Annotated in this window: 13 protein-coding genes; 8 read left to right on the plus strand and 5 right to left on the minus strand. The window is 72.3% G+C overall.

The window, feature by feature from the left end; genetic code table 11:
• Window positions 1–38: 38 nt before the first annotated feature.
• Window positions 39–1,307, minus strand: coding sequence for an epoxide hydrolase family protein (locus DI269_RS16370; protein ID WP_198667481.1), 1,269 nt, complete (start codon window positions 1,305–1,307; stop codon window positions 39–41).
• Between the two features lie 62 nt (window positions 1,308–1,369).
• Between DI269_RS16370 and DI269_RS16375 the strand changes: the two genes are divergently transcribed.
• The 5 genes from DI269_RS16375 (at window position 1,370) to DI269_RS16395 (ending at window position 5,758) form a co-directional block, all read left to right on the plus strand.
• Window positions 1,370–2,335, plus strand: coding sequence for a helix-turn-helix transcriptional regulator (locus tag DI269_RS16375; protein WP_112137693.1), 966 nt, complete (start codon window positions 1,370–1,372; stop codon window positions 2,333–2,335).
• Between the two features lie 5 nt (window positions 2,336–2,340).
• On the plus strand, window positions 2,341–3,180 hold the full coding sequence (locus DI269_RS16380; protein ID WP_112137716.1) for an alpha/beta fold hydrolase: 840 nt from the start codon (window positions 2,341–2,343) through the stop codon (window positions 3,178–3,180).
• Window positions 3,181–3,395: 215 nt separating this feature from the next.
• Window positions 3,396–4,031: a hypothetical protein gene (locus tag DI269_RS16385; RefSeq protein WP_112137695.1), complete on the plus strand. Its 636-nt coding sequence runs from the start codon at window positions 3,396–3,398 to the stop codon at window positions 4,029–4,031.
• 14 nt (window positions 4,032–4,045) lie between these two features.
• Complete coding sequence (locus DI269_RS16390; RefSeq protein WP_157975039.1) at window positions 4,046–4,696, plus strand: hypothetical protein; 651 nt, start codon at window positions 4,046–4,048, stop codon at window positions 4,694–4,696.
• Between the two features lie 192 nt (window positions 4,697–4,888).
• Window positions 4,889–5,758, plus strand: a complete 870-nt coding sequence (locus DI269_RS16395; protein ID WP_112137701.1) for an NAD(P)H-binding protein — start codon at window positions 4,889–4,891, stop codon at window positions 5,756–5,758.
• Window positions 5,759–5,795: 37 nt separating this feature from the next.
• Here the strand turns inward: DI269_RS16395 and DI269_RS16400 are convergent, their stop codons facing one another.
• Entirely contained in the window at window positions 5,796–6,809 is a 1,014-nt protein-coding gene (locus DI269_RS16400) for a single stranded DNA-binding domain-containing protein (RefSeq protein ID WP_112137704.1), read from the minus strand.
• 160 nt (window positions 6,810–6,969) lie between these two features.
• Between DI269_RS16400 and DI269_RS16405 the strand changes: the two genes are divergently transcribed.
• Window positions 6,970–7,617 (plus strand): DUF6518 family protein, encoded by a 648-nt coding sequence (locus DI269_RS16405; RefSeq protein ID WP_112137706.1) that lies wholly within the window; start codon window positions 6,970–6,972, stop codon window positions 7,615–7,617.
• Window positions 7,618–7,667: 50 nt separating this feature from the next.
• Window positions 7,668–8,057: a VOC family protein gene (locus tag DI269_RS16410; RefSeq protein WP_112137708.1), complete on the plus strand. Its 390-nt coding sequence runs from the start codon at window positions 7,668–7,670 to the stop codon at window positions 8,055–8,057.
• 252 nt (window positions 8,058–8,309) lie between these two features.
• On the opposite strand, the gene DI269_RS27815 is transcribed toward DI269_RS16410, so the two are convergent.
• Entirely contained in the window at window positions 8,310–9,212 is a 903-nt protein-coding gene (locus DI269_RS27815; RefSeq protein ID WP_198667482.1) for an isocitrate lyase/PEP mutase family protein, read from the minus strand.
• On the minus strand, window positions 9,209–10,009 hold the full coding sequence (locus DI269_RS27820; protein ID WP_198667483.1) for a hypothetical protein: 801 nt from the start codon (window positions 10,007–10,009) through the stop codon (window positions 9,209–9,211). Before DI269_RS27820 ends, DI269_RS27815 begins: the two co-directional genes overlap by 4 nt.
• Window positions 10,010–10,074: 65 nt before the next feature.
• Between DI269_RS27820 and DI269_RS16420 the strand changes: the two genes are divergently transcribed.
• Window positions 10,075–10,785, plus strand: a complete 711-nt coding sequence (locus tag DI269_RS16420; RefSeq protein WP_112137711.1) for an ArsR/SmtB family transcription factor — start codon at window positions 10,075–10,077, stop codon at window positions 10,783–10,785.
• Window positions 10,786–10,813: 28 nt separating this feature from the next.
• On the opposite strand, the gene DI269_RS16425 is transcribed toward DI269_RS16420, so the two are convergent.
• The gene (locus tag DI269_RS16425; RefSeq protein ID WP_112137713.1) at window positions 10,814–11,401 is read right to left on the minus strand and encodes a TIGR03086 family metal-binding protein; all 588 of its coding nucleotides are present in this window, start codon (window positions 11,399–11,401) and stop codon (window positions 10,814–10,816) included.
• Window positions 11,402–11,529 lie beyond the last annotated feature (128 nt).

The following is an 11,529-nucleotide window of genomic DNA, read 5'->3' on the forward strand; positions in this document are numbered from 1 at the left end:
CCGCGGACGGGCTCGCGCCCGTCCGCGGACTGCCGTTCTCACTTCAGGTCGGTGAAGAAGGCGCGCACGTCGGCGGTGAAGAGGGCCGGGCGCTCGGAGGCGAAGAAGTGGCCGCCTTCGTCGAACTCGGTCCAGCGGACCACGTTGAAGTCGCGTTCGGCCCACGGGCGGACGGCCACGTCGTGCTTCGACAGGAGGACCGCGGTCGGGGTCTCCAGTTTTTCGGGGGTCCATGCGGCCGATTCGGCGCCGCCGCCCGACCATTCGCCGCTCTCGGCGGCGCCTTCGGCGCCTGCCTCAGCACCGCCTGCGCTCCAGTCGCCGTCTTCGCCCGCGCCGTTCCATTCCTCGACGCTCCATGAAGCGCCACTGACGAACTCGTAGTAGAAGTGCGCGGCCGAGCCGCCGCTGCGCGTGAACCAGTAGAGGCTCACATCGGTGAGCAGGAAGTCGCGGTCCGGCACCGCCGCCGGCGCGCCCTCGGGGACGTCCGTCCACTCGGCGAACTTCTCGTAGATCCACGCGAGCTGCCCCGCGGGCGAGTCGGCCAGCGCGTACCCGAGGGTCTGGGGGCTCTTGCCCTGGATCTGGAGGTAGCCGTCGTTGAAGGCCTGCATGCGCTGCCACCGCTCCCGGTCGGCGGCGCTCAGGGCCTCCATCTCGCCCTCGGCGCCGGTCGGGAAGGTCAGCGTTGCGTTCATGTGCACGCCGATGACCCGCTCGGGCGCCTGCCGGGCCATCTCCGGGGCGACCCATGAGCCGATGTCGCCGCCCTGGACGCCGTACCGCTCGTACCCGAGCCGGTCCATGATCTCGTTGAACGCCTTGGCGATCCGCTCGGCGTTCCAGCCCGTCTCGCGCAGCGGGGTCGAGTACCCGAACCCGGGCAGCGAGGGGACGACGACGTGGAAGGCCCGCCCGGCGTCCAGGCCGTGCGCCCGGGGGTCGGTGAGCGGGCCGACTGCGGCGGCGAACTCGGTGATCGAGGAGGGCCAGCCGTGGACGAGCATGAGCGGCACCGCGTCCGGTTCGGGCGAGCGGGCGTGGACGAAGTGGATGGTCTGTCCGTCTACTTCGGTCTCGAATTGGGGAAGCCGGTTGAGCTCGGCTTCCTGTGCGCGCCAGTCGTAGCCGGTGCTCCAGTACTCGGCGAGTTCTTGGAGCGGGCCGACGGGGACGCCGCGGCTCCACCCCGCACCAGCGGGCTCGGAGGGCCAGCGGGTGTCGGCGAGGCGGCGGGCGAGGTCGTCGAGGTCGGCCTGCGGGACGTCGATGCGGAAGGGTCGGATCTCGTTGCTGTGTTCCATGGATTCCACGCTAGAGGCCATGTCGGCCAGGTTCTGTCCTACTTCCAAGGGAGAATCGAAGCATGTTGGAGACTTCTGCGCGGCTGCTGCGCCTGCTGTCGCACCTGCAAACGCCGCGCGATTGGACCGCGACCGAGCTGGCCGAGCGCCTCGATGTCAGCGCCCGCACCGTGCGCCGCGACGTCAACCGCCTGCGCGAGCTGGGCTACCCCGTCCACACCACGATGGGCGCGACCGGCGGCTACCGCCTCGAAGCGGGCGCGAAGCTGCCGCCGCTGCTGCTGGACGACGACGAGGCCGTGGCGGTCGCGGTCTCGCTGCGCACGGCCGCGGGCGGGTCGGTCGCGGGCCTCCAGGAGTCCGCCGGGCGGGCCCTCGCGAAGCTGGAGCGCGTCCTCCCGCCGCGCCTGCGCGGCCCGGTCAGAGCACTGGAGTCCTCCACGACGACCGTCCCCGAGGACGATCAGCCCACAGTGGACGGATCAGTCCTGTCGCTCCTCGCGACCGCCTGCCGCGACCGGCTCTCCGTGCGCTTCGACTACACGAGCTACGGCGGCGACCCGTCGTTCCGGCGCACCGAGCCGGCACGGATCGTGGCGTGGGGCCGGCGCTGGTACCTGGTGGCCTTCGACCTGGACCGGGACGACTGGCGCACCTTCCGGATCGACCGCATCCTGCCGCGCGGGCCGATCGGCCCGGGCTTCGCGCCGCGCGAGCTGCCGGGAGGCGACGCCGCGGCGTTCCTGTCCGAGCGGTTCCCGGCGGCCTGGCCGCTGCACGTGCGCGTGCGCTTCGCGGCCCCGGCCGCGCAGATCGCCGCGGGCGTCAACGCGGCCGACGGGGTGGTCGAGGCGATCGACGAGCACAGCTGCCTGCTCGTGCTCGGCGGGTCCGATGCGCTGACCATGGCTGCGTTCTTGTGCATGTTCGACGTCGATTTCGAGCTTCTCGACGCAGGACCGGTGAGGGATGCGTTGCACACCGTGGAGAACCGGTGCCGCAAGGCATCGAAGTCTTTGCAATCATGAGCGCCATGACACCGACGTTCGTCCTCATCCACGGCTCCAACGCCAACTCCTTCTCCTGGGCTCCGCTCCAGCGGGAGCTGGCCCTCCTCGGGCACCGCTCGCTCGCGGTCGACCTGCCGGGCCACGGTTTCGCGGCGGGCTTCCCGTCGGCGTACCAGACCCAGGACGCGGCGGAGCTGGCCGTGGCGGCGTCGAACCTCGACGGGGTGGGCCTCCAGGCGAACGTCGACCACGTCATCGCGATCCTGGAGCGCGCCAGGGAGCACGGCCCGGTCGTCGCGGTGGCCCACAGCCGCGGCGGGGTCACCTTGACGGCCGTGGCGAACCGCCGCCCCGAGCTGTTCGACCGGATCGTCTACGCCTCCGCGTGGTGCTGCGTCGAGCACACGCCGGGCGAGTACGTGACCCGCCCCGAGAACGCCGGCAGCGTCCTCGACCAGGTCTTCGCCGTGGCCGCCGCGAACCCGGCCCGCCTGGGCGCGGTCCGCATGAACTGGCGCACCGCCGACCCGGTCCTCCTCGGCGCCCTCAAGGAGTCGATGCTCGCCGACGGCACCGACGACGAGTTCCGCGTCTTCCTGAGCACCCTCACCCCGGACGAGAGCCTCGACGCGGGCGGGCCGGACGACCGCGCGAACGCCGCAACCTGGGGCCGCATCCCCCGCAGCTATGTGCGCCTGACGCAGGACACCTCGATCCCCGTCGAGCTCCAGGACCTGTTCATCAAGGAGGCCGACGCGCTCACGCCGGACAACCCCTTCGACGTCCACACCCTCGAATCGAGCCACGCGGGCATCCTCGTCCACCCCGGGCGCTTCGCCGCGGTCCTGGCGGGCCTCGCCTAGTCGTGGCCTAGGCCCCCAACGCTTCTCCCCCGGGGCCCGTGGCACACCGCGTGCCATTTTTCCGGCCGGTTCGGCGCCGCAAACGCGCCCGAACCGGCCGTTTGGTCTTCATTGGACTCACGCAGTCCCAGGTCAGAGCCAGCGCATGTACCCACGGTCAGCGGTCGGCGACTCCATACTGAGGCGGCAATCCCCCTTTCCCGCAAGGAGTGCCAATGCGCCTCACCCTCCGAAGACTCCTCACCGCGGCCGCGGTGCTGTTCGCCGCCGCCGCAGTCGCGATCGCACCGGCCGCGCCGGCCCAGGCCCGAACCGGCTGGCTCTTCGTCTGCGACGAGTACCCCAACCCGCTCGGCAGCGGCACCGTCTTCCACTGCTACTGGATCCCGGTCCCCGAACTCGGCCCGAAGTGGCCGCCGGAGGGCTGCCCCGAGTGCGGCGTCTTCGTCGACTTCTGGAAGTACGACATCGACCCGGCGGCCCACCTGAAGTTCAACGACCTTCTCCGCGAGGGCCTCGACGCCCTCGCCAGATCCCACCTCACCGACGACGAGAAGCTCGCCGAGCAGCTCCGCACCGAGGCCGCCGGGCTCTTCACCGACGCCGCGAAGGCCGTCGAGAAGTACCCGATCGAGCTCTCCGGCACCGGCCTCTGGGACGACGAGAACCAGAAGACCGTCCCCGACCCCAGTCCCCAGCCGTGGCTCCCCGCCGCCGGAGCGGAGCTCGCCGCCGGCATCGGCCTGCTCCAGGCCGACCTGTGGGACCCCCAGCCCGACCCGCCCGTCGAAGCCGCCATGCAGCACTTCGACAAGGCGTACGAGAACCTGTCAGACCTGGCGGCGCAGTGATGGAGGCCCCGACCGTGAAACCGACCGTGAAGAAACCCGTCCGCTCCCTCGGCGTCCTGCTCGCCGCCCTTGTCCTCGCCCTCTCGGCGGTCCTGCTCGCACCGGCGCCGGCCCAGGCGGGCGGCCCGACCATGCGCCTCTGCTTCCTCGTCTGGGACGAGGAGGACGAGGTCTTCGAGCGGATCTGCGTCGACTTCGAAGTCCCCGTGGCGGGCCCGCGCAAGGGCTGGCCGAAGGACTGCTGGGTGTGCAACCCCTACCTCCGCTTCGAGGACTACGCCGTCAACCCCGCCGAGCGCCTCAGTTTCTACGAGCAGCTCGGGCAGGGCCAGGTCCTGCTGGCCCAGGCGAGCGTCACGAAGGACGAGAAGCTCGCCGAGGAGCTCCGCGCCGAAGCCGCCGAGGTGTTCTACTCGGCCGCCAAGCTGATCGACTCCGAAGGCCAGGTGTCGTTCAAGGAGTTCGGCTGGGTCGACCCCGAGAGCGGCAAGCTCTACGGCAGCCCGCAGCCCGAGCCCCCGACGATCGCCGGGAGGTCCTTCGAGGCCGGGCTGCGGTACATGCAGCAGGCGGCCCAAGAGCCCCAACCGCATCCGTGGATCGAATCCGCGATGAAGGAGTTCGAGTACGCCAACGCCATGCTCGCCGAATTCGCCGCCACCTGACCCGACCCGCCGCGGGCGGGCCCCTGCCCGTCCGCGGCACCCCGCGGTCCCCTGCGCCTCAGGGACCGCGCCGGGCCGGGGGTTTCGCCACCCCCGGCCCGGTCCGCAGTCCGATCCGGCCGTAGACGATCGCGCATCGAACGTGGCTCCGCAAGCATTCATCCGCTACGGCATCCGCGGTTGACTTATCCCATGAGCGAAACCACTGCGAATGAGACCATCCTCGTCACCGGCGCGACCGGCAAGGTCGGCCGCCGCCTCGTCGAGATCCTGCGGGCCGACGGACGCGACGTGCGCGCCGTCTCCCGCAGCACCGAGATCCCCCTCGACCTCACCGATCCGTCCACATGGGACGCAGCGCTGGAAGGCGTCACCGCCGTCTACATCGTCCCGCCGGACCACCCGTTCCCCGCCGACGAGTTCGCCGCCGCCGCCGTCAAGGCCGGCGTGCGCCGCCTGGTCGCCCAGTCGGGCCGCCGCGTCCAGGAACTCGCAAAAGTCGCGGGCGTCGGCCACGAGGCGATCGGCATGTACGCCGCGCAGGTCGCCGTCCAGAACTCAGGTGTCGAGTGGACCGTGTTGCAGCCCAACAACTTCAACGAGAACCTCAGCGAGGGCGACTACTACCCGGCCGTCCTCGCCGGAGAGGTGGCGCTGCCGCTCGCCGGCACCACCGAGCCGCTCATCGCCGTCGCCGACATCGCGGCAGTCGCCGCCGCCGTCCTGACCGGGGACGGCCACGGCGGCAAGGTGTACGAGCTCACCGGCCCCGAGTCGCTCTCGATGGACGCGGCCCTCGCCGCGATCGCCACCGCCTCCGGCAAGGCCGTGGCCTTCCGCGCCGAGACCCCGGAGGAGCACGACGAGGCCCTGAGCGCCGCGGGCCTGCCCTCGGACCTGGTCATGTTCCTCAACCTGATGTATCAGTTCATGCGCGACGGCGGGATGACCGAGACCACCGGCACCGTCGCGCAGATCCTCGGCCGCGAGCCGATCGCGTTCGCCGACTGGGCGGCCGAGACCGCGAAGACCGGCGTCTGGGCGGACGCGCCCGACGCGTGACCCGGTTCAGGGGCGCGCGCCCCTGAACCGGTCCCGGTCAGGCGTTGTCGCTGGAGCAGTACGCCAGGTAGACCTGCGGCAGGATGTCGCTCCCGCTGGTCACCGGCGTGGCGTAGTAGTCCGAGTTCGGGCACCCGCCGAGCGCGGTCGTGTAGTCGAACGAGAGCTCGTCGACCGGCGGGTCGTAGGTCTCGATGTCGTCGACCACGTACACGGCCAAGGCGTTCGAGCAGTCGAAGGTCCGCAGGGTCCCGTCGGTGCAGTCGCCGACGTCGGGCACGATCGGGCGCCCGCCCTCGGAGTCCTCCTTGTCGATCGCGTCGATGCAGTAGAGGAAGTCGACCGGGCCGCCCGCGCCTTCGATGGTCTCGGTGTAGACGACCTGGTAGGACTGCCAGGCCACGCCGGGGGTCCAGCCGAGGTACTCCTGGCCGCAGATCTCGGCGACGGGCGCGGTGTCGTCGAGGTCGCCGAGGATGCTCACGGAGGCGCCCGAGTCGTCGGAGACCTTGGTGATGGTCCAGAACGCGGCCGGGTCGTCGCACGGGACGACCAGGTCGGCGGTGACGTCGACCTCGGCGTCGGACAGGCAGTCGCCGACCTCGGCCGCCTCGACGGCCTCCATCTCCTCGTCGGAGAGGGTCGTGTCGGTCGCGGTGTCGGTGGCCGTGTCGTTCGCGGTGTCGTTCGAGTCGCCGGAGTCGTTGGCCAGGGCCCGGATGACGACGATGACGATGCCGATGACCACGGCCCCGACACCGCCGAGGATCTTGGCGAGCAGGCCGTTGCCGCCCCCGCCGGTGGGCGGGGGCATCGGCGGCGCGCCGTACGGGCTCCCGGGCGGCGGCGGGAAGCCGGGCTGCTGGGGCGGGACGCCGTAAGCGCTGGTCTGCGGCGGCGCGCTGTACCCGCCGGGCTGCGGCGGAGCGCTGTACCCGGGTTGGGACGGCGCGCCGAAACCGGGCTGGGACGGCTGCCCGTAGGGCTGCTGCGGCTGGCCGGCTCCCGGCGTCAGGTTCGGGTCGTACGGGTTCGGCGGGGGATAGGTCACGGGTGTCTCCGTCTTAGGGCGGGTGCAGGGAGCATCGGGGGCGAGGTCGATGCGGTAGGCATCCTATTGGCCCCCCGCAAGCCCCCGCAGCCTCAGCCCCGACTGAATACCCGGTATCCCCGCCCGGTCCGCGCGCGGACCCGCATGGAATACTCCCGCCATGCCCGACGACTCCCTGACCCGGCGCCCGCTCCCGCTGATCCTCGCGGTCGCGGTCCTCGGCGGCCTCGCCCTCGGCGCGGTCGACCTCATCGCCCAGCGCGAACTCCCCTACCCGTGGGCCAACCTCGCCAATTCGAGCGCGGTCTGGGCGGTCGGCGCCTTCGCCGTCGGCGCGTGGGTGCGAGCGGGCCGCTGGCGCCCGGCGCTGGCCGGGGCGGTCCTGCTGGTGGTCGCGGTCGAGAGCTACTACCTGGCCGCGACGCTCATCCAGAACGACGACATCGCGAACCTCTGGACGACGAGCTCGCTGATCTGGATGGCCTTCGGCGTCCTCGCGGGGGTCGTCTTCGGGACGTTCGGCGCCTGGTCGCGGTCGGGTTCGCTGTGGCGCTCGGTCGTCGGCCTGGCCGCGCTCGGGGCGGTGTTCCTGGCCGAGGCCGGCGTGCTGGTCCGCCGCAGCTCGAACATGGGCGAGGAGTACCGGACCGACAGCCTCACCACGGCCGCCATCGTGACCGTGATCGGGCTCGCTCTGATCGTGATCCTCGGCCGCACCTGGCGCACCCGCCTGATCGCCCTCGCGGTAGCGGTTCCCCTGGCGGCCCTGGGGTTCGCGGGGTTCGCGGCGGCCGGGTTCGGCGCTTGACCCCCCGATAACCTGTCGACTTCGAATCCGAACAACCCTAAGGTCGCCCAATGGCTTTGAACTGGCAATGCATCATCATCGACTGCGAAGACCCCAGCACCCTCGGCGCCTGGTGGGCCGAACTGCTCGGGTGGCGGATCACGCACGACACCGAGAAAGAGGTGGTCCTCGAACCCGCCGAGGGCAGCCCTCAGGACGGCGTCTCGCCGGACATCCTCTTCATCAAGGTCCCCGAGGGCAAGAACGTCAAGAACCGCATCCACCTCGACCTGCGGCCCGACGACCAGGCCGCCGAGGTCGCCCGCGCCGAGGCGCTGGGGGCCAAGCGGTCCGACGTCGGCCAGGACGACACCTCGTCGTGGGTCGTCATGACCGACCCCGCCGGGAACGAGTTCTGCATCCTGCGGGCCTTCACCCCGGAAGAGCTCGCGAGCTTCTAAGCGGCGACGGGCACTTCGGCGGCTGTGCTCTCGCGCAGCCGCCCTGCGGGCGCGGTTCGAGGAGGACCTGGACCTGATGGCGGCCGCGTTCGCGCGGGAGGAGCACGCCGAAGGCTGGACCCAGGGTTCGCGCGGGGGCGGGCACATGACCCATCGAAGCGATGCGCGAGTTCCACGAGGAGTACCTGAAGCTGTTGCGCCGCTTCATGCACGGACCCGAGGACGCGCCGCCGGGAGCGCGCCCGGTGATCGTCAGGTGGTTCGCGGCGCCCGACCCGCGGGTGCCCCGTGAACCGGAGCCGCCCGGGCGGTAGCCCTCGCGGCGATGCCGGGGGTCGCCGGGGTCCGGCCCGCGTCGGCTTCGGCGAAGATCGCGTCGACCGCGAGCTGCTGGACGTCGCCGTAGGAGAGCTGGTCACTCGGGACCGGGTTCCCTTCGCGCACTTGCACTGCGGTGTCGACGGCCGCGCTGATGGCGGTGCGGTAGAGCAGGGACCCGGTGCTCACGCGGGCGACGCCGAGTGCGGCGAGCTCGTCGAGGCCGAGGCGGCCCGGGGCGTAGAGGACGTTGAGCGGGGCCTCGATCTCCTCGGCGAGGGTGCGGATGTCTTCTGCCGCAACGGCGCCCGGGACGAAGACGCCGTCCGCGCCCGCGTCCAGGTACCTCGCGGCCCGCGCGAGCGCGGTCTCCAAGGGCCGGTCCGTGCCGAGCCAGTAGGAATCGGTCCGGGCGTTGACGAACAGGTCGGGGCGGCGGGCCTTGATCGCGGCGACGAGGGCGGCGTGGACGCCGGGATCGCGCAGGGTGCCGTCCGGGCGGCCGTCTTCGAGGTTGACGCCGACGACACCGAGGTCGGCGAGCGTCGCGGCCAGCGCGGCGACCTCCTCGGGGTCGTCGCTGAACCCGCCTTCGATGTCGACGGTGATCAGGGCCGGGAGCGCGGCGAGCGTGCGGGCGAGACCAACCGTGAGGTCGCGGGTCGCGGCGGCCCCGTCGGGCAGGCCGTGGGCGGCGGCGACGCCGAGGCTGGTGGTGCCGATCGCGGTGAAGCCCGCGGCGGCGAGGGCGGCCGCGGAGGCGTGGTCCCAGGCGTTGGGGAGCAGCAGCGGGCGCGGACCGTGGTGGGCGGCAAGGAATTCGGCGGCGCGGGTCACGGGGTCGCCTCCAGGCGGGTCGGGATGCGCAGGTTGGGGAGGGGTGCGTATTCGACCGGCTCGGTCTGGAGGCGGGCGTCGCGGAGGGCGTCGCAGACGCCGGCCGCGATGGCGATCGCCTGGTCGCGGCCGGGGCAGGCGTGCGGGCCGGCGCCGAACGCGGTGTCGCCGGAGAGTTCGATGCGGACCTGGTCGCCGGGTCGAAGGTGCATGGTCCCGACTTCGGCCACGGCGACGCGGACGGTCGCTTTGACCGGCGGATCGTCGTGCAGCTGAGCCGCGACGGAACTCCTCGCCGCCAGGGTGTTCCCGATGAGGGCCGCGGTCGCCTCGCAGGCTTGCACCAGCAGTCCGATCCGGGCGGCGGTGGGCTCGTCGTGGACGCCGCCGCAGGCCGCGACCAGGCGCTCCACGCCCGCATCGCTTTGAGCAGTCGCTTCACCGCTCAGATAGCCCGCTGCCACGGCGCGGACCGCCGCGATCTCCACGCTCGCGAGGCCCATCGCTTCGGCGAGCACGCGCACCGGCACGTCGCGGGCGATGCACTCCATGATGTCGACCGGCCCGGCGGCCACGATCCCGCGGGCCAGCTCGGCGGCCCGCTCTCGCAACTGCTCGGTGTCCATGCCGTGCAACAGGTCCGCGGCCTGTGCGCGCCGCCGCCGATGCGGTTCCCCGCTGGCGAACCGGGCGACGTTGCCCCGCAGCCAGGCGAGTCCCTCGGTCGCGCCAGGGGCGACCGGCGGCGGGATGAGGCCCGGGTGGGCGAGCAGGTCAGTGCTGGCAGGCGTGGTCATCGCTCGAACCTAGGCCGCTGAGGGTTCGGCGGCCGCCGAAGCGTCGCGGGGGCACAATCGGGGGCATGACCGATCGCGCGCAGGGGGCGAAGCTGGCGGAGGTGGCCGCGCTGCTGGCCGACCCGACCCGGGCGACGTTCTGCGTGGCCATGCTCGACGGCCGGGCGTGGACGGCGGGCGAGCTGGCCCGCCGGGCCGGGGTCGCGGCGTCGACCGCGACCGAGCACCTGCACCGGCTGACGGCCTCGGGCCTGTGCGTCGAGCGTCGGCAGGGCCGGCACCGGTACGTGCAACTCGCGGACCCCGAGACGGCGGCGCTCATCGAGTCCCTGGCCGGCCATTTTCCGGTGGCCGAGGCCCCCGCGGGGCTGCGCGCGTCGACGGCGTCGGCGGCGCTCGCGCGCGGCCGGACCTGCTACGACCACTTGGCCGGGCGGCTCGGCGTCGCGGTCACCGACGCCATGACCGGGCTCGGCCTGCTCGATCGCACGGCCGGGTTCGCGTTGAGCGACAAGGGACGCGACTGGATGGAGACCGCCCTCGGCGTGGACACCGCCGGGTGGTCGCACAGCCGCCGCACCGCCGCGAAGGAGTGCCTCGACTGGACCGAGCGCCGCTCCCACCTCGCGGGCCTCGCCGGGGCCGCGGTCTGCGACCGGTTCCTCGAATCGGGCTGGGTGCGCCGGGTCGGCTCGACCCGTGCGGTCCGCCTCACCGACTCGGGAGCGACTGCGCTGCAAGAACTCCTGGACATGGACGCCGGGCCGCTGCGCTAGTGCGGCGGCCCGGCGTCTCGGCTTCGGTTCAGGCGGTCCATTTCGGGTCGCGGCCGAGGTAGCGCAGGAGGTCGGCCACGGCGTCGTCGCCGTCGGCGGCCTCGACCGCCGGGGCGTACGCGCCCCAGGCGCGGAGGGGTTCGACGATCTGCTTGGCGCTGATGAGGATCTCGCCCGCGGCCCACTGGGAGAGCGGCTGGGGCTGCCCGGTGGCGACGGCGATGTCCCAGGCGTGGACGGCGGCGTCGAGGGCGCAGGCGCCGACGCCGGTGGCCGCGTTGAGGACGTTGGGGGGCACGGGGACCGGGACCTCGGAGGCGTCCTTCGCGATGGTGGCCCAGGCGTCGGCCGCGGCGGTGATCGCGGCAGTCGTGAACTCGACCGGGTCCGCGATGGGCTCGCCGGTGGGGGCGAAGGGGTTCCACGAAGGGCCGTCGCCGCCGGTGATGGCCGCGGCGAAGCCGAGCTGGTCGCCGACCGCGTGCTGGAGGACCTGCGCGACGGTCCACTCCGAGCAGGGGGTGGGGCGGTTCCAGTCATCGGCTTTGACGCCCTTGACGACGTCGAGCAGCGCGGTGTGGGCCTCGGCCAGCAGGTTCCATTCGGTGGTGGTCATGGTGCGTCCCTTCGAGCTCGGGCCCGGTGGTCCGGACCGCCTCATAGTATCAGTATATCAGAAGGGAACGTTCCATTCCACTATTGGGTCGGAGTTTTTCGGCGGAGACGCGCAGCGGCCGGACGGGC

Origin of the sequence: Glycomyces dulcitolivorans (genome assembly GCF_003265355.1) — a bacterium.
Taxonomy (GTDB): Bacteria; Actinomycetota; Actinomycetes; order Mycobacteriales; family Micromonosporaceae; genus Glycomyces; species Glycomyces dulcitolivorans.